Source organism: Anaerococcus sp. AH8042_DFU013_CI05, from assembly GCF_047936775.1.
Taxonomy (GTDB): domain Bacteria; phylum Bacillota; class Clostridia; order Tissierellales; family Peptoniphilaceae; genus Anaerococcus.
Window position 1 is genome coordinate 651,883 of the sequence record NZ_CP175954.1, and the last position, 17,866, is coordinate 669,748.

Sequence of the window (17,866 nt, forward strand, 5' to 3'; positions counted from 1 at the left end):
AAATATCAAATTAAATATACTTTTATCAAATTATTTTGCCAATTTAACTATAAATGCAAATAAATTTTAATATGATTCTAATTATCAAAATTTTTATTTATAGAAATATTAAATAATTCTTTACACAAATCTTCATTTCTTGCAAGTAAAGGTCCATGTAGATATGTACCAATTGTATTTTTGTATCTAAATCCTTCAGTGGTATCTGATCCATTATTACCATTGCCTTCAATAACCTTACCAAAAGCTTTTTGGTTTTCAGATAGATATGTTACGCCACCATGGTTTTCAAATCCTTCATATAATTGTCCATTATTATAATCTTTAATTTTAATAGCTCCTGTGAATCTATTACCATTTTCTTGATTTACAGTGTAATGATTAAAAATATTCAATCCCTCTATTTTTTTATTGTAAGCATCATAATAATATTGACCTAATAGTTGGTATCCCCCACAAATTGCTAAAAATACTCCACCCTTTTCAATATATTTTGATAGTTGTTCTCTTTTTTCTAATAGATCAGTTTGAACTATCCTCTGCTCATAGTCTTGACCACCGCCAAAAAATACAAAATCATATTTTTCAGCATCAAAATAATCTGCTATGCTAATCGTTTCAATTTCTACCTTATAACCATTTTTTCTTGCTTCATGGGCAAATGCCATAACATTTCCCACATCGCCATAAGTATTTAATAGATTTCCGTAAAGGTGGCAAATTTTAATTTGTTTCATAAGCCTAATACCTCTCTTAATTTAAGCATAGCAGTATAAGTAGATAAAATATAGATATTATCAGTTTTGGATTGTTTTACAATATCAAAGATTTCATTTTCAAAGTCAAATTCAACAATATCACCATTATAAATTTCTGCTATTTCTAAACGCCTTTTCATATCTTTTTTTCTTTTTCCTGAAACATAGATATCTTTTATATCAAGAGCGCTTAAACATTCGTAGTAGGAATCATATATCCAGCTTACATCTGTTCCATCTGCATAGTTATCATTTAATAAGCAAATTAAAGATACTGGCTTTTCTTCTAGTAGCATTAGATCAATAATTTGATTTAGACCAGTAGGATTTTTCACAAGATTTATAGTAATATTTTTGTCATCAATGTTTATGTTTTCTTGCCTACCAAAAACATTTTTTTGGCTATGAAGTCCTTCATAAATTTCCTCATAGCTTAGTCCAAGTTCCTTAGCTACACTTAAAGCAGCAAGAGCATTATATACATTATATAATCCACCGACATTTACTTTATAAAGTTCATTATCGACTTTAAACTCTGAATAATTTGCATCAAGTTTTACAATTTCATCTATCGAATAGTCTATATAAGGTGTTCTAAAATCACAATTTGGACAAGAATAATCACCCAGTGAAGAATAATTATTAAGTTTATATTTTAATACATGATTACAATTAGGACAAAGTATGCCATCCGAATTAATTTCGGCATTTAAATCATAATCACTACTTGCATTTTTATAATCACGAATCCCAAAATAGGCTTTATCAAAACTCTGCATTTGTTCATAGTTAAATATAGGCAAATCACCGTTAGCAATTATTTTCGCATCAGGCATGACTTTCATACCATCCATTAATTTTGCAAAAATATTATAGATTTCCCCAAATCTGTCCATTTGATCTCTAAATATATTTGTAAATACTACATAATCTGGCTTTATATTTTGACCAATCCTGATTAGATTTGCCTCATCAACTTCTAGAACGGCAATAGTTTCCTCGCTAGAAGGATTATCTAATAAAGTTGTAATGATGCCTTGGACCATATTTGATCCAGATTCATTTGTAAAAACTTTATCGTAACGTTGTCTTAATATATTTACTAAAAAATGGGTTGTCATTGTTTTACCATTTGTACCTGTGACAAATATAAACTTAGTATTTTTTGACAACTCATTTAAAATATTTTTATCTAATTTATAAGCAACATAGCCAGGTAAAGAAGTTGCGTTATGCTTAGTAAGCCTTAGCCCTGCCCTGACAATTTTTGCTATTTCTTTTGTTAATTTATTTTTTACACTCATAAATTTAATATATCTTAAAAAACTAACTTATCAATCACTATCCAATAATTTTATAAGTACTTTCATCTTCAATTATTTTATTTTCAACTTTTTTGCACGAATCAATTTTAATGAATTTTTGATTTTTTAGCTCTTCTATAAATTTATCGATTGATTTTTCTTCTCCTTGAATAAAACATCTTACATCTCCATTATATAAATTTTCAATATTACCAGTAAGGTCTAACTTAGTAGCTAAAATCTTTGATGTATATCTAAAACCTACTCCTTGGACTCTGCCTTTAAATAACAATTCATATCTTTTCATAACAATCTCCTTTGACTAATTTTACCCATTACTTGATTTATTTGTATAAATTAGTTTAGTATTATTAACACCCCCTATGGGTGTGAGAGGAGGTATTATGAAAAAACGCTTCGATGTAACAGGCATGACTTGTTCAGCTTGCCAAGCCAATGTTACAAGAGCAGTTGAAAAATTAGGTGTAAATGAAGTAAATGTAAATCTAATTAACGAATCTATGAGCGTTGATTATGATGAAAATAAACTAAGCGGTGATGACATCATCCATGCTGTAGAAAAAATAGGTTATGGAGCTAGCTTAAAAGATAAAGAAAAATCAACTACTGCTGACAAACCTAAAGAAAAAGACCAAGAAGAAAGTAATACCAGATTTAGGTTAAGAGTATCATTGGTTTTCTTAATCCCACTTTTGTATATAGCTATGGGACCTATGATCGGTTTGCCAGTTCCCTCTTTTATGCAAGGAAGAGAAGGCTCTATAAATAACGCCTTTATACAATTTATATTAACTATTCCAGTATTAGTAGTAAATAGAAAGTTTTTTATAAATGGATTTAAAGGATTATTTAATAAGGCTCCAAACATGGATACCCTAGTAGCTCTTGGTGCTAGTGCAGCAACATTTTATGGTATTTTTGCTATAATGCGAATGGCCTATGGTTTCGGATTTAACCAACCAGAAATTATAGATCAATATATGCATAACCTCTATTTTGAGTCTGCTGCTGTGATTCTAACTTTAATAACTCTTGGTAAATATTTTGAAGCTAGATCAAAGGGTCAAACTAAAGCATCCCTAGAAAATTTAATAAATCTAGCACCAAAAAAAGCAACAATTCTTGTTGATGGTAAGGAAAAAAGCGTAGATGTTTCTGAGATAGAAAAAGGAGATATAATCTTAATTAGACCTGGAGATTCTATTCCAGTGGATGGTGAGATTATAGAAGGCTCTTCCCTACTTGATGAGGCAGCATTAACTGGTGAATCTATTCCTGTTAATAAGGGTGTTGGAGATGAAGTAATCACTGCAACTATTAACAAAGAAGGTTCATTTAAATTTAAAGCCACCAAAGTTGGAGAAGATACAACTCTTGCCCAAATTATAAATCTAGTAAATGAAGCAAACGAAACCAAGGCTCCAATTGCTAAAATGGCAGATGAAATTTCAGCTATATTTGTACCAGCTGTAATTTTAATTTCTATTGTTACATTCATAGTATGGATGGCACTAGGCTATAGTTTTGAATTTGCATTAAATTTAATGATTTCAGTTTTAGTTATATCCTGTCCATGTGCCCTAGGTCTAGCTACACCGATGGGGATAATGGTTTCTACTGGAAAATCCGCAGAACTAGGTTTATTATTTAAAAGTGCAGAAAGTTTAGAAAACTTAAGCAAAGTTGATACAATACTTCTAGACAAGACAGGAACTATTACTGAAGGTAGACCTCAAGTTACAGATGTAAAAACTGATATAGACTATGATGAGTTTATAAAACTTGCAACTTCTATAGAAAATTCATCTGAACACCCATTAAGTAATGCAATAGTTACCTATGCTGAAGAAAATAATATAGCTCCAGAGAATGTATCAGACTTTAACGCTATTTCTGGTAAAGGAATAAGCGCAACATATAATGGTCAAAGATACCTAGCAGGTAATTTAAGGCTAATGAAAGAAAATAATATAGATCTTAAAAACTATATTGAAGTAGCTGATACTTATGCAAATGAAGGTAAGACTTCTATGTACTTTGCTGATGAAAATCAATTAATCGGTCTAATAGCTGCTAAGGACTTACCAAAAGCAACTTCAAAAATTGCTATAGATGAGCTTAAAAATCTAGGTTATGAAGTAACTATGGTAACTGGAGATAACGAAAAAACAGCAGAAGCAATCAGATCTGACTTAGGTATTGATAAAAAATTTGCTGATGTCCTACCTCAAGATAAAGATAAAGTTGTAAAACAATTGCAAGATATGGGTAAAAAAGTAACTATGGTAGGTGATGGTATTAATGATGCGCCTGCTCTTGCAAGAAGTGATATAGGTATGGCCATTGGTAATGGTACTGATGTTGCTATAGACTCTGCAGATGTTGTATTGATGAGAAATTCACTACTAGATATAGTAAATGCAATTGAACTTTCAAAATCAACTATAAAGACCATTAAGCAAAATTTATTCTGGGCTTTCTTTTACAATGTAATACTAATCCCAGTAGCAGCAGGGCTTTTATATCCATTTAAAGGAATCACATTAAATCCAATGTTTGCAGCCTTTGCAATGAGTATTTCATCTGTATTCGTATGTTTAAACTCACTAAGACTAAGAGGATTTAAACCAGAGTTTAAAAATCAAAAAGCTATAGATGAAGTAGAAAAAAACGCATCAAACAATGAATATCAAAATCTATCAAATAATAAAGAAATAAAAGGAGAAGAAAAAATGACAGATACAAACAAATTAGTAGTGAATGTAAATGGAATGACTTGTGAACATTGCAAAAATCATGTTGAAAAAGCATTAAAAGAATTAGCATTTGTTGAAAATGCAACTGTAAATCTCGATGAAAAAAATGCTACAGTAGAATACTTTGGTAGTGTAGATGAAGATCAAATTAAAGATGCAATTACTGAAGCAGGATACGAATTTAACGGTATTGAATACAAATAATGCATGCTGATAAAGCAAAAACTATCAGAAAATTAAAAACCGTCAGTGGTCAAATCGACGGCCTAATAAAAATGGTTGAAGAAGATAGATATTGTATTGATATTAGCAACCAAGTTATGGCTTCAATTTCAATATTAAAAAACATCAATAAAGATGTACTTTCAGCTCATCTTAATCATTGTGTCTACCAGGCACTTGAAAATGATAATGCAAATGATGCTAAAGAAAAGTTAGATGAAATCGAAGGTATAATAAATAAACTTAATAAAATTTGACAAAATAAAAGGCTCCCCTACGGGAGCTTTTTTAAAATTCTATTATATTATTCATAAGTGCTTTATTCTTTTCAAGTATCTTAAAGATAATTACTCCTATTATACTTACCATAACAAATTCGCTAGCCATAAATGAAAATAGCATTGTTATGAATGCACCAGAACTATCTAGTAAGAAATATGTTCCTAAAGCTGGAACAGCAACTAATAGTACTGGGAAAAGTGATGCAATAAATAAATTATCAGTCTTTTGCATAAATCTAAAGGCAATATATGATGATAATGTACCAAAAATTACATCAAACCAAGCCATAGGACTAAACAAATTTGCAATTGCACATCCTAATACAAGTCCTGGAATATATTTTCTATTATAAAAAGCTAATAATACCAATATTTCAGAAAATCTAAATTGAATTGGACCGTATTGTGGCATAGGTACGACTAAAGTTAAGACTGCATAAAGAGCAGCTACAACTGCTGATCTAACTAAAAAGTTAGTATCACTTATAAAATTATTTTTTTTATTCATTTTTTCTCCTTGATTTTTTTTTTCGTAATGGGTGCCAAGAAACATTACTATGCTATGATACCACAATATTTTAAAAAACAAAAGCTATTGAATGATAGATACAATTGAGTAAAATATTTGTATGAAAAAACAAATTTTATTAGTCCCAATTTTACTCATTTCCTTAAGCTCATGTACTAGTAGCTTGGGAAACAAAAATGAAGGACTAATTGATCAAGAAAATATGAATATAGTCTCTGAGATAAATGAGTTAGCAATTAATACTTTTTTAAAATCAAATGACAAATCTTTATCTGAAGTTATCGTAGAAAATGAAAAACAGTATAAAGAAAATTTTACTCCAAAAACAAAGTCAGATGTTAAAGAAGATATAATTAAAAATCTCGAAAAACACATAGATCAAAATCCAAAAGCTCAATGGGTTTATGATAATTTTTTTAATGTTACAAATGTCGAAGCCTATCTTACAGGAAATGATCCTGATACAGTTGAATTTGTATACAACATGAATCACAATATCACTGATTTTCCAAACACACCAGGAGAATCTATTGAACTTGGAAGAAAAACTCCTTTTTATCTTCAGTGGGATAACAGATGGGCATACAATGAATTGGGACTTAGAAATATAGGGATTTCTGGCTGTGGTCCCACATCTACTGCAATGGTTTTATCAAGAATTAAAGATGATCCAACTATTACACCCGATAAAATATCAAAAGATGCAAAAAATTATATGACTAATGAAGGAGTTTCCTGGTCATTTTTCCCAGATGAAGCTACTAAATATAATTTAAAATCAAAAGACATTAATTTAAATGAAAAGGAAATGATAGATGCTCTAAAAAAGGGGCCGCTTATTGTTTCTGTTAATAAAGGTTATTTTACTTTATTTGGTCATATTTTTGTAATTGACTCTTATAAAGATGGTAAATTTTTAATAAATGATCCAAATAGCGTGAAAAACACTATGAGACCTTGGTCATATGATGAAATTAGTAATCAGATAGCTCATATCTGGCAAATATATTAATTTGACAAATAGCTAATGTAAGCGTATACTAAGAAAGTATTTTATTTCGCACCATTAGCTCAGTTGGTAGAGCACCTGACTCTTAATCAGGGTGTCCAGAGTTCGAACCTCTGATGGTGCACCAAATTAAAACTGCGGTCTAAGCCGCAGTTTTTTTAATTTAAAAATAGACTGGATATTTCCAATCTATTCTTCCTTATCTTGTATAATATAGTTTGCTAAGTCTAGTAATTCACGTGCCATATAGTAATTATCACCGAGTAAATCATATATAGCATCTTCAGTTAAAATTCCTTGGTTAATTTCACTAGGTATTTCACCCTTATTAGATGCATCATAGTCATTGGAAAATTTATCACTATAATAATATTTTTCTAATTTTTCTAATTCTTTTTGATGATCTTTAAACTCTTGTAAAGCCTGATTCAATTTATTTGTTAAATTTTTGTGGTCTTCATAAATTTGTGTCATTTCATTAATGTAATCGTAATCCATACTTACCCCCTATTTAATATTTCAATTATATTATCAATATCACTTTTTATCTTATAATCTTTATTTGACGATTCATTATTTGTCGTCACTATTATTGTATTTGATTTTTCCATCAATACAATCAATTGCCCACCTGTACCAGATGCAAATGTAATACCATTCTTTGATATCCAAAGACTATAACCATAATTATCTTCTGACAAATAATTTTTCTTAATCTCAAAATCATTTTTAAATAATGGATTCTTCATTTTTTCAATCCATGCTTGGCTAATTATTTGTCTTCCTTCAAATTTTCCATTATTTAAGAGTAATTTCCCGATATTTAAAAGATTATCAGTAGATAAATAAAATTTAGTCGCACCTGCTAAATAGGCTCCATATTTATCAGCTTTTGCATTCTTTATATTTAAAGGCTCAAATAGATTTTCATCTATAAATTTAAATAAATCTGTTCCAATAAACTCTTGTAAAGTAGCAGATAGTATATAATAACTAGCATTTGAGTATAAGAAATGTGTTCCAGGCCTATAATAAATTGGATAATTTATAACTTCATTTAATAAATTGTCTATATTAAATTTATTTATATCCTCACTCATTAAGAGTATATCCCTATATCCTACAGTATGAGTCAACAAATGCTTTACTTTTATCTGTTTTAAATATCTTTCATTTTTTTTATTTTTTAGGCTTATCTTATTTTTGATAATAGGATAAATGTAAGTGTCTTCATCAAAATCATTGTATTGACCAATTACAATTCCACATGCTAGGGCTAGAATGGTCTTTGAGATTGATCTAACATTTATTTTTTCATCTTTTTTCTTATTTACTAAATATCCTATTCCATTTTTGTATACAATTATAGAATTATTTTCTTTGTAGAGCCCTTGAGCGAGTTTTTCTATACTATCCATTTATAACTATCCTAAAAAGCTTTTTTGTAGATATTTAATACATCGGATTCTTTTAAAGGTTTAAAACCATCTATTTGATTTTTGTTTTTATTAGATAAACAATTTTTTGCCATGATTTCCAATTCGTCTTCTTTAAATCCTTGTTCTTTTAAACTTAGATTTATTCCTAGAGATTTAAAGAATTCTTTTAAGGCTTCAATAGCTTTTTTTGCATCATTGATTTTGGACCCTGATTTTTCTATATCAAACACATTATATCCAAATGTAGCAATTTTCTCACTAGTTTCATCATCTAGGCAATATTCTAGCCAAGTTGGAGTTAAAATTGCAAGACCTACGCCGTGAGTAATGTCTCTTAATGCTGATAGTTCATGCTCCATAGGATGAACTGACCAATCAATGTTTTTTCCAGCACTTATTAGACCATTTATTGCCCAAGAGTTTGCCCACATAAGATTTGCTCTTGCTTCATAATTATCTCCTTGATTAATTGCAATTGGACCATATTTTATACAAGTTTTTAAAATAGCTTCTGCAAATCTATCGTCTAGGTAAGCACCATCGTTTAAAGTAAAATAATTTTCCATTGTGTGGCTCATAATATCAACAGTTCCTGCTGCAGTATGATAAGAATCAACACTATAGGTGAATTCTGGATTCATAATTGCAAATTTTGGTCTTACATATTCAGATCCCCAACCTAGTTTTTGGCCAGTCTCTTCATTTGTTATAACAGATCCAGCATTCATTTCAGATCCAGTCGCAGCAAGGGTTAAAATGCTTCCCAACGGCAAGGCATTATTAACTTCTTCATTTTTTATTACAATTTCCCAAGGATCACTTTCAGTATAAAACCCAGCTGCAATAAGTTTAGCTGAGTCTACTACAGATCCCCCACCAACTGCTAGGATAAAATCAACATCATTTTCTTTAGCTATTTTTACTCCTTCACGTACTTTATCAATTCTAGGATTTGGTACTACTCCTGAAAGTTCGAAGTGATTTATAGAATTATCTTCAAAAATTTTTAAGATTTTATCATAAAGTCCAATTTTCTTTATACTATTTCTTCCATAAACAAGGAGTACTTTTTCTCCATATTTTTTTATCTCATCTGCAAGATTATCTAGTTGGTCTTTACCAAATAATATCTTGGTTGATATATTAAAATTAAAATCGTACATAATGCCTCCTTTTTTAATTTGCTTTATTAATAATTACCCTATAAATTTAGATTGAAATAGTTTACTCAAATTATTTTAAAATTTTACTCATTAGTTAATAAGCAAATAGTTTCTAGATGCGTTGTCTTTTGATTGGGAACATAATTTTTTATCCTCGTCATTCTTGTAGGAACACAATTTATTAATGTCATTGTCTTTGGCATTTTTTCTTTTATCTTTAAAGTTATTAGAATTTTGACTATCTTTAACTCCTGTTTTGAAATAGAATGTTAAGTCATAAGGATGAACTGTTCCGTCTTTGTCAATTCTACCCACCACAACTTTATCAACTATGCTTTCAAATACTGTTCTGTTAAATTCCTCTATAATTTCTTTATTTTCTAAGACCTTTTTAAATTGCTTTAATCTTTCTTTAATAGAGTCTTCATCTTTTATCGTTAGTTCCAGTGTTTTCTTTTCATCAAGTAATTCTTCTTTTTGTTTTGTAAGTTTTTTATACTTTTTAGCATAAACTTCTTCATCTATACTATCTTCTAAATGAAGATCAACTAACTTTCTTTCTTGACTAATGATTCTGTTTAATTGGTTTTTTAACTTTTTCAAATCTTTGACTAAAGTATTATCATTTATTTCTTCTTCTACAATTTTTAAAAAGTCATCAATTATTGTTGAATCTGCATGGCATAATTGCCTATAACTTTCAACAAAAGCTTTTTCTATTGCTGCTTCTTGTATTCCCTTTGAATGAGGGCAATATTTTTTACCTTTTTTTGTTGATCTTACACATTGCCAGTTAATTTTTTTGTAAATTGAACTTGTGTGCCAAGTTCTTCTTGAAAGTATCTCGCCACAAAATCCACATTCAAGCATACTTGAAAAAGCATATTGTCTTGATAGTTTTTCTCTCTTCCTATCCTTGTTAGCAACAGTGTTTCTGTTTTGTGCTCTCCTGAGTCTAATCTCTTGTGCCTTTTCAAAGTCTTCTTTTGATATAATTGGCTCGTGATGATTTTCGATGTGATATTTGTCAGATTCTCCAAAATTTGCTAGTCTTCTTTTTGTTATGGGATCAACTGTGAAGGTCTTTCCCATTAGTATATCTCCAATATACTTTTCATTTTTAATTATTCCTAACACTGTAGTATCAGACCATTTTGTTTTACCTCTCGGGGTGAGATATCCTTGCTCTTCTAGTTCCCTGCCAATAACTGACCCTCCATTGCCCTCTAAATATCTTTTAAAGATGTATCTGACAATTTTAGCTTCTTCTTCATTTATAGAGATGCTTTTTGTTATAGGGTCATAGTCGTAGCCAAGGCAACCTTGAAAACCAATAAGTTCCCCTTTTTCCATTTTCATTTTCAGTCCTTTTTTTACATGGGCTGAGGTATTTTCTACTTCTTGTTGAGCTACTGAACTTAATATTGTTAGTAATAGCTCTCCATCCATTGTCAAAGTATCTATATTTTCTTCTTCAAATACTACACCAACATTGTTTTCCTTTAATAGTCTTACATACTTTAAGGTATCTAATGTATTTCTAGCAAATCTTGATATAGATTTAGTAATTATCATATCTATATCTCCATTTTGACAATCACTAATTAGTCTCATGAAATCTGCTCTTTTAGTAGCAGTTGTTCCTGTTGTTGCTTCATCTGCATATATACCAGCCAAAGTCCAGTTCTTATTATTTTGTATTAGATTTGTGTAATAATCAACTTGCGATTTATATGATTCAAGTTGGTCTTTACTATCAGTGCTAACTCGACAATATGCTGCAACTCGTTTTAAATCTAAATGTAGTGCATTTCGATTTCTTGCTCCTGTATTTGAAGCTTTTATTAATTTTACTTTAGTATTCATTTTACCTCCTTCCCATTTTGTATCTTTCTACAGTGTTATTATATCACAAGATTAACTACTTTCTATCTCTCTTTTTATAATCATTTTCTATTCTATTTTTTATTTTTGTGTATTCCTTATCATTAATTAATTTAAGATCATAAAGTCTACATAACATAGCAACTCTCATGCTATAAACTTTTATTGCTTTCATAATAACCTCCTATGTAAATTTAAGTTTTTTGACATTGACAAGTGCCTTAGATTAGCAACATAGGAATCTCACCTCCGCCTCTGTTTAGGATGAGCCGGCTTCAACCTTAGAAGTATCATTATCCTCATTTTCTTCATAGCGAATAGGGTATCCCTCCCTATATTCAAACTCTTACTTATCGCTCCCTTTCTTCTTCCCTTGCTTTTAGCTTAGCAGTACTTGTTTTGCCGAATTATTCAGCAGAAAGATCTTGGCGGATAGGTTATTACGCTCCAAAAATGATTAACGTCTTGTCTTGGTCTATTCAGTTGTTAAGGTTCAAAATTTATCGAGAGTTATTAATCTTTTTAAAATTTGACCATCAGAAAATACTTATCTTGATGAAACAAAATTCTTTAAAATCACCCTCTTATACTTAACAGTGAAAAGAAGTCTTTCTTAGTAACCAATTTTCAAAAATAAATTTTGTTAAATAAAAAGGTCCAATTCCCACTGTATAAGTAACAGTGAAAATTAGACCCTCTTGGCAACTGTCATCTAAAAGTTTTCCAACATTTCCTTTAGTTTTTCTAAGACTTTATTACGCCTTTTAATAACGGCTGGATGAGAAATATTCAGTTTAGCAGCTACTTCTCTAATTGTTTCTTCTTTATAAAAAAGACTTTCTATCAAATCCCTTTCAACAGGGTTGAGTTTAGAAATAGCTCTTCTAACTTCTTCAATCATTTCCTTTGTTTCGATAATTTTTTCAACATCAAATTCCAGATCTTCTAAATTTTCTTCGAAGTTTCCATCATGATCGTAGGAACAAAAAAAGAAACAGTTATTTAACCTGTCTCTTCTTATTTGATATTTCTCTTTATTCAATTCACTATGATAGGCAAGATATACTTCCTTGCTAACAACTACTTTCTTTCCTTCTACAAATAAATAATATTCTTTGTCCATTAATTTTTCCTCCTTGTTGACACGAATTTCTTTTGTTTGAAAATGAAAATTCACACAAGGAGGACTTCTAATTCTTTGCATATATTCTCCTGGGCATAAAAAAAGACCGAAAGAAAATAAATTCTTTCAGTCAATAAATGCCAATATTAAATTTAGGTGCAAATCACCCATCATAGATATTATATATGCACTTAAGTACACATAAAATTCGTATATGGTACTTTTTTCATTCGGAAATAGTACGCAATAAGTTCGTCATAAATTAATTTCTTAGATGTTCATTATTTCTTCAATGCTACGACCGTCTTCAAATTGGCTAATAGCAGTTGGTAAAGTATATCCCCAAATTATTACACCAACCAATGCAATTGCTTCCTTCTTTCTTTGATAATAAACAGTTCTCTCTAAAGATACACTTCTCATACAAGCTTCATCAGTAATCTTTTTTTCAGAAATGTAGTAGTTATAAATAATCTTATGATAGATTTCTCCATATTCTGGATAAACTTTTAGCCTAACACAGGCATCATAAATTATTAAAAGCATAAGCTTACTATCCATTACATTGGAAACTCTATTATTGAACTTTTCTTCAACTCTTTCTGGAGCAAATGTAGAAAGATACAAGTAAGCAGATTCTGAAGTTGACCCATAGTTTTCTTTACTCTCAAACATCATAAAATTTGCCCTGCTATCTACTGCCCAAGTAACTTGTCTATATAAACTTAAAATAAGTTTTGCAGCTGAACTGATCTCTTCAAATTTCAAGTTGCTATCTGCATACATGTTCATTATGTTCTTTAAAGTTTTACTTATTCTCAATCTAATCACCCCAATACAACTTATTTACAAACTTGAATGTTTGTGCTATAATATGAATATAAGTTCAGTTTGTATTATATCTCAAACCGAAAAATAATTCAAGCACTATTGTTCGTATTAAAAGTTATAAATGCACATTAGTTCAGGAGGTTAAAGTTATGGCTTTTGCGGATAGATTAAAGGAATTTCGTGAAAAAGAAAAGTTAAGTCAAGCAGATTTTGCAAAAATGATAGGAATAAGTACAAGAACTCTTGTACATTATGAAGACGGAGAAAGATACCCAAGAGATGTCGAGGTTTACAAAAAAATAGCTGAGGTTATGAACTGCGATTATAATTATCTTCTAGAAGAAAGTGACGAGTTTTTAAATAGAGTTTATAACATGGGTGGCAAAAGAGAATTAGAAAAAGCTAGAGCATTAACAGAAGGTCTAAGCTCTTTATTTGCTGGTGGAGAAATTTCTGACGAAGATAAAGATGCTGCTTTTGAAGCTATTACTCGTGCTTATTGGGAGGCTAAAAGAGAAAACAAGAAATACGGTCGTAAGAAAAAAGATTAGGTGATTTTATGAGCATGAATCGCTATATATATGATAAGGTTAATCGACTTATAAAAAAATATAAGACACGAGATCCTATCGAATTAATAGAAGCTTTGAATATTAACCTGGTATATCTATCTGAAACAAAAATACTTTTGGGAATGTACCATTATATTCAAAGGAACAGATTTATTTTTATCAGTAGCAACACAAATTTTAATAGAAAGACTATATTAGCACATGAATTAGGTCACGATCAACTTCACAGAGATTATTGTATGAGTGGCGGAGCTTTTCATGACCAAACAGTGCTAAACCCTACAAATAAATTTGAAACTGAAGCTAATATTTTTGCAGCTCATTTATTAATTAGTGATGAAGATGTCCTAGATAATATCAATGATCAAGTTTGTGATTATGAAATCGCTGGACAATTAGGTGTAGATATAAATTTACTAAATCTAAAAATTTCTGAGTTAGCAAAAATGGGAAAGTTTAATAAACCAGTTAATGTTAATATACCTCAGGGAGATTTTCTTAAAAACTATCGCCCTGAACATGATGATTATTATTAGGAGACTCTATGGGAATTTTTATTGCAGGATATTTTTTATTAATCCTTTCTGGAATAGTTTTCTACTATCTCATCTCTACCTACTCTGTAAAAATCTCAGCATTTTTGATTGATTTTATAGTTGTAGGTTTAGGATTTTATATATCCATAAAAGATAAACTAGATAACAAATTAGCTATTCCCCTTTCAATTACAGTAGTAATAATTTATGGAATATTACTAGTTTTAATAAATCAAAAACTACCAAAAGTTAGCAAGTTTTTAAACTATATAATTGCTTTTATAGGATCATCAGTCGCCCTATGGTTGGCACTTGATTTTATAACAAACACTCTAGCCGCTTTTAAGATAATCGGTCAAACCTATCATCAATTACCTATAACAAAAAGTATGATGATAAATTCCTTTATACATTATGTAATTGTATTCTTGATTAGTATTCCAGTGTTTAAAGGTAGAATGAAATTTATAGGTGGAGGAAATTATGAGTAAAGAAATGGATAAAAATAAAGACGAAAATCAGAAAAAAAAAGAACTTCAAATCAGATCATCCGCTGCTGAATACTTGATTTTTATTGCAGCAAATGGTGATGACCAAGAAGATATTGAAATTAGATATGAAGATGAAAATATTTGGCTTACTCAAAAGATGATGGCAGCTCTTTATGATGTTAGTGTCGCCACAATAAATGAACACCTTAAAAAAATCTATGCCGATAGTGAATTACAAGAAGAAGCAACTATTAGGAAATTCCTAATAGTTCAAAAAGAAGGTTCTAGAAATGTTTCAAGGGAAACAAAACACTATAATCTGCAAGCAATTATTGCAGTAGGCTTTAAAGTAAATAACGAACGTGCAGTCCAATTTAGAAAGTGGGCAAACCAAATTGTAAAAGATTTTACAATTAAAGGTTGGGCAATGGATGATGAAAGACTCAAAAATTCTGGCACAAAACTTACCAAGGATTATTTCGAAAAATTACTTGTAAAAATTCGTGAAATTAGATTATCTGAAAGAAGATTCTATCAAAAAATCACAGATATTTATGCTACATCTTTAGATTATGATCCATCTGCAAAAGCAACAAAAAGATTTTTTGCAGCTATTCAAAACAAATTGCACTATGCAATTCATGGAAAAACTGCAGCTGAATTAATTGTAGATAGAGCCGACCACAAAACTAAAAATATGGGACTTACTACTTGGGAAGGATCTCCAGATTCAAAAATTCATAAATATGATGTAGTTGTTGCAAAAAATTATCTAAATGAAGAAGAATTAAATCAAATGCAAAGAATTGTTTCATCATATTTGGACATGGCAGAACTACAAGCAGAAAGACATATCCCTATGACTATGGAAGATTGGGAAAAAAGATTAAATGGATTTTTACAATTATGGGATAAAGAAATCTTAAACGATGCAGGAAAAGTGTCTGCAGCTCTTGCTAAAAAGCACGCAGAGAGTGAGTTTGAAAAATATAGAATTATACAAGATAGACTTTACAAAAGTGATTTTGATAAGTTCTTAGAACTAGAAGATGATGCTAAAAAATTAGAAGAATAACTTAATATACGCTTAATACTTATAACTTTAATAGCAAGCACAGTAAGTGTACGGACACTTACGAAAAAATTAATGGAGCAGACCTTTACGGCATGCTCCATTTTTTTAATTTTTACCTTGTTAGGGAGAACCCTAAGACCCCGAAATATATTTTATAAAGGAGAATAAAATGGCAAATAGATTTAGAAATGAAAGAATAGAAATTAAACTAACTAAGGAAGAAAAAGAAGTTTTTGAAAAGAAAATGAAACTTGCTAATTGCAAAACTATGTCCCACTTTCTTAGAAAATGTGTATTGGAAAAAGAGATTTATGTTGTAGATTTAGAACCATTTAGAAACCTACAATGGCTACTTTCGAATGCAACAAATAATATAAACCAGATTGCAAAAGCTACTAATACAACTGGTGTTATTTACAAAAATGAAATTGAATCTATGAATAATCAGATAGAAAAATTATCAAGAGAAATATGGCAGATCCATTCCCTACTTCTAAATAAATCAAAAGAAAGTTCTGGTGATTAGTATGGCAATTACGAAAATACATCCTATAAAAACAACTCTAAATTTAGCAATAGATTACATTACCAAGAGTGAAAAAACTGATGAAAAAATCTTGGTATCTTCATTTAAATGTCACCCATCTACTGCCCATATTCAATTTATGAAAACACGAGAAAATAATGATACTAAAGGTACAGTTTTGGCGAGACATTTAATCCAATCTTTTCTACCAGGAGAGATTGATCCTATAAAAGCTCACGAAATTGGAATGGAATTATGTAAGAAAATTTTAAAAGAAGATTATGAATTTGTTCTTGCAACTCATATAGATAGAGGACATATCCATAATCATATTATTTTTAATAATGTTAATTACAAGACTGGTAAATGCTACCAATCTAACAAAAAATCTTATCATAAAATCAGGTATCAAAGTGACGAATTATGTAAAGAAAATAAGCTTTCAGTCATTGATGAATATTATGAAGCTTACAAAAGAAAATATAAAACTGCTGGTAAGTCTTGGTACGAATATGATCAAAACAAGAAAGGAAATTCTTGGAAGTCTAAACTGCAATTTGATATAGATAGAATGATTAATAGGTCTAACTCGTGGGAAGAGTTTTTAGAAAATATGAAATCTCTGGATTATGAAATTAAGTTTGGTAAACACATTTCTTTTCGCCATAAAGATAAGCAAAGATTTACAAGATCGAAGACTATCGGAGAAGATTATACTGAAGAAAAAATCAAAGAAAGAATAGATTTAGCAATTAAAAATAAAGCTAATCCTACTAAAAAGCGTGTAGGAAATGTTATTGATATATCTACTAATGAAAAAGCACAATCCTCTAAAGGTTACGAAGTTTGGGCAAGAAAACATAATATCAAAACAATGGCTGATTCAATAATTAAATTGAGAGAACAAGGAATTAATTCAATTACTCAACTCGATGACCTGATCAAAAAATCTGCTGATGATAGACAAGGCTTATTAGATAAAATAAAGAAAATTGAAACTGAGATGAAGAGTTTATCCCAAGATATGGAAAATATAAATACTATAAATAAGTATCGTGAAATATATAAATACCACAAGAAAAATCCTAATGATAAACAATTTGCAGAGGAATATTATAGTGAACTCTCTGTCTATAAAATAGCCGCTAAAGAAATTTTAGAAAACTATAAAAAGCTCCCAAATACGAAAGAAATATTAATCAAACTAGATGAATTGCAAGAAAAAAAGAACACCCTTATGCAAGAGTATTCTTTGAATAAAGAACAATTTTCTGACCTAGTTCAGTATAGAAAAAACTATGAAAATTATTATGGAAAAGAAGTAGAGAGGTAGGACTGCTTAACTA

20 protein-coding genes and 1 tRNA gene are annotated in these 17,866 nt (G+C 29.7%); 10 read left to right on the forward strand and 11 right to left on the reverse strand.

Going from position 1 to position 17,866, the window contains the following annotated elements; all coding sequences use genetic code 11:
- Window positions 1-77 precede the first annotated feature (77 nt).
- Genes ACKRLN_RS03485 through ACKRLN_RS03495 form a run of 3 tightly spaced genes read right to left on the reverse strand, consistent with a single transcriptional unit; the run spans window position 78 to window position 2,369 of the window.
- Window positions 78-737 carry a type 1 glutamine amidotransferase gene (locus ACKRLN_RS03485; protein ID WP_416335268.1) on the reverse strand — a complete coding sequence of 220 codons (660 nt, stop codon included), beginning with the start codon at window positions 735-737 and terminating at the stop codon, window positions 78-80.
- Window positions 734-2,062 carry a MurT ligase domain-containing protein gene (locus ACKRLN_RS03490; protein ID WP_416335269.1) on the reverse strand — a complete coding sequence of 443 codons (1,329 nt, stop codon included), beginning with the start codon at window positions 2,060-2,062 and terminating at the stop codon, window positions 734-736. Before ACKRLN_RS03490 ends, ACKRLN_RS03485 begins: the two co-directional genes overlap by 4 nt.
- Window positions 2,063-2,099: 37 nt before the next feature.
- Complete coding sequence (locus ACKRLN_RS03495; protein WP_416335270.1) at window positions 2,100-2,369, reverse strand: acylphosphatase; 270 nt, start codon at window positions 2,367-2,369, stop codon at window positions 2,100-2,102.
- Between the two features lie 97 nt (window positions 2,370-2,466).
- Between ACKRLN_RS03495 and ACKRLN_RS03500 the strand changes: the two genes are divergently transcribed.
- Both ACKRLN_RS03500 and ACKRLN_RS03505 read left to right on the forward strand, forming a co-directional pair.
- Window positions 2,467-5,043, forward strand: a complete 2,577-nt coding sequence (locus tag ACKRLN_RS03500; protein ID WP_416335271.1) for a heavy metal translocating P-type ATPase — start codon at window positions 2,467-2,469, stop codon at window positions 5,041-5,043.
- Window positions 5,043-5,318: a metal-sensing transcriptional repressor gene (locus ACKRLN_RS03505; protein WP_203126622.1), complete on the forward strand. Its 276-nt coding sequence runs from the start codon at window positions 5,043-5,045 to the stop codon at window positions 5,316-5,318. The genes ACKRLN_RS03500 and ACKRLN_RS03505 overlap by 1 nt, the downstream gene beginning before the upstream one ends.
- 31 nt (window positions 5,319-5,349) lie before the next feature.
- On the opposite strand, the gene ACKRLN_RS03510 is transcribed toward ACKRLN_RS03505, so the two are convergent.
- Window positions 5,350-5,850: a QueT transporter family protein gene (locus ACKRLN_RS03510; RefSeq protein WP_296141260.1), complete on the reverse strand. Its 501-nt coding sequence runs from the start codon at window positions 5,848-5,850 to the stop codon at window positions 5,350-5,352.
- A 121-nt stretch (window positions 5,851-5,971) separates the two neighbouring features.
- Between ACKRLN_RS03510 and ACKRLN_RS03515 the strand changes: the two genes are divergently transcribed.
- The gene (locus tag ACKRLN_RS03515; protein ID WP_296141257.1) at window positions 5,972-6,883 is read left to right on the forward strand and encodes a C39 family peptidase; all 912 of its coding nucleotides are present in this window, start codon (window positions 5,972-5,974) and stop codon (window positions 6,881-6,883) included.
- A 48-nt stretch (window positions 6,884-6,931) separates the two neighbouring features.
- Window positions 6,932-7,007 (forward strand) — tRNA-Lys (locus ACKRLN_RS03520).
- Between the two features lie 62 nt (window positions 7,008-7,069).
- On the opposite strand, the gene ACKRLN_RS03525 is transcribed toward ACKRLN_RS03520, so the two are convergent.
- The 7 genes from ACKRLN_RS03525 to ACKRLN_RS03555 all read right to left on the reverse strand — a co-directional run bounded on the left by ACKRLN_RS03525 (window position 7,070) and on the right by ACKRLN_RS03555 (window position 13,275).
- Complete coding sequence (locus tag ACKRLN_RS03525; RefSeq protein ID WP_203126625.1) at window positions 7,070-7,378, reverse strand: DUF4298 domain-containing protein; 309 nt, start codon at window positions 7,376-7,378, stop codon at window positions 7,070-7,072.
- Window positions 7,379-7,380: 2 nt separating this feature from the next.
- The gene (locus tag ACKRLN_RS03530; protein WP_416335272.1) at window positions 7,381-8,298 is read right to left on the reverse strand and encodes a serine hydrolase domain-containing protein; all 918 of its coding nucleotides are present in this window, start codon (window positions 8,296-8,298) and stop codon (window positions 7,381-7,383) included.
- An 11-nt stretch (window positions 8,299-8,309) separates the two neighbouring features.
- A complete protein-coding gene (locus tag ACKRLN_RS03535; protein ID WP_203126627.1) occupies window positions 8,310-9,482 on the reverse strand; it encodes an iron-containing alcohol dehydrogenase in 1,173 nt (390 codons plus the stop codon).
- A gap of 90 nt (window positions 9,483-9,572) precedes the next feature.
- A complete protein-coding gene (locus ACKRLN_RS03540; protein WP_416335273.1) occupies window positions 9,573-11,348 on the reverse strand; it encodes a recombinase family protein in 1,776 nt (591 codons plus the stop codon).
- Window positions 11,349-11,403: 55 nt separating this feature from the next.
- Window positions 11,404-11,541 carry a hypothetical protein gene (locus tag ACKRLN_RS03545; protein WP_162832783.1) on the reverse strand — a complete coding sequence of 46 codons (138 nt, stop codon included), beginning with the start codon at window positions 11,539-11,541 and terminating at the stop codon, window positions 11,404-11,406.
- A gap of 537 nt (window positions 11,542-12,078) precedes the next feature.
- Window positions 12,079-12,489: a sigma-70 family RNA polymerase sigma factor gene (locus ACKRLN_RS03550; RefSeq protein ID WP_416335375.1), complete on the reverse strand. Its 411-nt coding sequence runs from the start codon at window positions 12,487-12,489 to the stop codon at window positions 12,079-12,081.
- 270 nt (window positions 12,490-12,759) lie between these two features.
- Window positions 12,760-13,275, reverse strand: coding sequence for a hypothetical protein (locus ACKRLN_RS03555; RefSeq protein ID WP_416335376.1), 516 nt, complete (start codon window positions 13,273-13,275; stop codon window positions 12,760-12,762).
- A 194-nt stretch (window positions 13,276-13,469) separates the two neighbouring features.
- Here ACKRLN_RS03555 and ACKRLN_RS03560 point away from each other — a divergent pair, with 194 nt between their 5' ends.
- The 6 genes from ACKRLN_RS03560 to ACKRLN_RS03585 all read left to right on the forward strand — a co-directional run bounded on the left by ACKRLN_RS03560 (window position 13,470) and on the right by ACKRLN_RS03585 (window position 17,853).
- Window positions 13,470-13,871, forward strand: a complete 402-nt coding sequence (locus ACKRLN_RS03560) for a helix-turn-helix domain-containing protein (protein ID WP_000852885.1) — start codon at window positions 13,470-13,472, stop codon at window positions 13,869-13,871.
- An 8-nt stretch (window positions 13,872-13,879) separates the two neighbouring features.
- Window positions 13,880-14,428 carry an ImmA/IrrE family metallo-endopeptidase gene (locus ACKRLN_RS03565; RefSeq protein WP_416335274.1) on the forward strand — a complete coding sequence of 183 codons (549 nt, stop codon included), beginning with the start codon at window positions 13,880-13,882 and terminating at the stop codon, window positions 14,426-14,428.
- Window positions 14,429-14,436: 8 nt separating this feature from the next.
- Window positions 14,437-14,919: a hypothetical protein gene (locus ACKRLN_RS03570; RefSeq protein WP_416335275.1), complete on the forward strand. Its 483-nt coding sequence runs from the start codon at window positions 14,437-14,439 to the stop codon at window positions 14,917-14,919.
- Window positions 14,912-15,994: a virulence RhuM family protein gene (locus ACKRLN_RS03575; RefSeq protein WP_416335276.1), complete on the forward strand. Its 1,083-nt coding sequence runs from the start codon at window positions 14,912-14,914 to the stop codon at window positions 15,992-15,994. Before ACKRLN_RS03570 ends, ACKRLN_RS03575 begins: the two co-directional genes overlap by 8 nt.
- A 169-nt stretch (window positions 15,995-16,163) precedes the next feature.
- Window positions 16,164-16,520 carry a plasmid mobilization protein gene (locus ACKRLN_RS03580; protein ID WP_115283193.1) on the forward strand — a complete coding sequence of 119 codons (357 nt, stop codon included), beginning with the start codon at window positions 16,164-16,166 and terminating at the stop codon, window positions 16,518-16,520.
- Window position 16,521: 1 nt separating this feature from the next.
- On the forward strand, window positions 16,522-17,853 hold the full coding sequence (locus ACKRLN_RS03585) for a relaxase/mobilization nuclease domain-containing protein (protein WP_416335277.1): 1,332 nt from the start codon (window positions 16,522-16,524) through the stop codon (window positions 17,851-17,853).
- Window positions 17,854-17,866: the final 13 nt, after the last annotated feature.

Excerpts from the sequence above, each read along its gene's own strand:
- ACKRLN_RS03545 (WP_162832783.1), bottom strand. The coding sequence starts at position 11,541 with ATGAAAGCAATAAAAGTTTATAGCATGAGAGTTGCTATGTTATGTAGA.
- ACKRLN_RS03550 (WP_416335375.1), bottom strand. The coding sequence starts at position 12,489 with ATGGACAAAGAATATTATTTATTTGTAGAAGGAAAGAAAGTAGTTGTT.
- ACKRLN_RS03510 (WP_296141260.1), bottom strand. The coding sequence starts at position 5,850 with ATGAATAAAAAAAATAATTTTATAAGTGATACTAACTTTTTAGTTAGA.
- ACKRLN_RS03500 (WP_416335271.1), top strand. The coding sequence starts at position 2,467 with ATGAAAAAACGCTTCGATGTAACAGGCATGACTTGTTCAGCTTGCCAA.
- ACKRLN_RS03485 (WP_416335268.1), bottom strand. The coding sequence starts at position 737 with ATGAAACAAATTAAAATTTGCCACCTTTACGGAAATCTATTAAATACT.
- ACKRLN_RS03540 (WP_416335273.1), bottom strand. The coding sequence starts at position 11,348 with ATGAATACTAAAGTAAAATTAATAAAAGCTTCAAATACAGGAGCAAGA.
- ACKRLN_RS03530 (WP_416335272.1), bottom strand. The coding sequence starts at position 8,298 with ATGGATAGTATAGAAAAACTCGCTCAAGGGCTCTACAAAGAAAATAAT.
- ACKRLN_RS03560 (WP_000852885.1), top strand. The coding sequence starts at position 13,470 with ATGGCTTTTGCGGATAGATTAAAGGAATTTCGTGAAAAAGAAAAGTTA.
- ACKRLN_RS03580 (WP_115283193.1), top strand. The coding sequence starts at position 16,164 with ATGGCAAATAGATTTAGAAATGAAAGAATAGAAATTAAACTAACTAAG.
- ACKRLN_RS03555 (WP_416335376.1), bottom strand. The coding sequence starts at position 13,275 with ATGTATGCAGATAGCAACTTGAAATTTGAAGAGATCAGTTCAGCTGCA.
- ACKRLN_RS03585 (WP_416335277.1), top strand. The coding sequence starts at position 16,522 with ATGGCAATTACGAAAATACATCCTATAAAAACAACTCTAAATTTAGCA.
- ACKRLN_RS03575 (WP_416335276.1), top strand. The coding sequence starts at position 14,912 with ATGAGTAAAGAAATGGATAAAAATAAAGACGAAAATCAGAAAAAAAAA.
- ACKRLN_RS03505 (WP_203126622.1), top strand. The coding sequence starts at position 5,043 with ATGCATGCTGATAAAGCAAAAACTATCAGAAAATTAAAAACCGTCAGT.
- ACKRLN_RS03525 (WP_203126625.1), bottom strand. The coding sequence starts at position 7,378 with ATGGATTACGATTACATTAATGAAATGACACAAATTTATGAAGACCAC.
- ACKRLN_RS03565 (WP_416335274.1), top strand. The coding sequence starts at position 13,880 with ATGAGCATGAATCGCTATATATATGATAAGGTTAATCGACTTATAAAA.
- ACKRLN_RS03490 (WP_416335269.1), bottom strand. The coding sequence starts at position 2,062 with ATGAGTGTAAAAAATAAATTAACAAAAGAAATAGCAAAAATTGTCAGG.
- ACKRLN_RS03515 (WP_296141257.1), top strand. The coding sequence starts at position 5,972 with ATGAAAAAACAAATTTTATTAGTCCCAATTTTACTCATTTCCTTAAGC.
- ACKRLN_RS03535 (WP_203126627.1), bottom strand. The coding sequence starts at position 9,482 with ATGTACGATTTTAATTTTAATATATCAACCAAGATATTATTTGGTAAA.
- ACKRLN_RS03570 (WP_416335275.1), top strand. The coding sequence starts at position 14,437 with ATGGGAATTTTTATTGCAGGATATTTTTTATTAATCCTTTCTGGAATA.
- ACKRLN_RS03495 (WP_416335270.1), bottom strand. The coding sequence starts at position 2,369 with ATGAAAAGATATGAATTGTTATTTAAAGGCAGAGTCCAAGGAGTAGGT.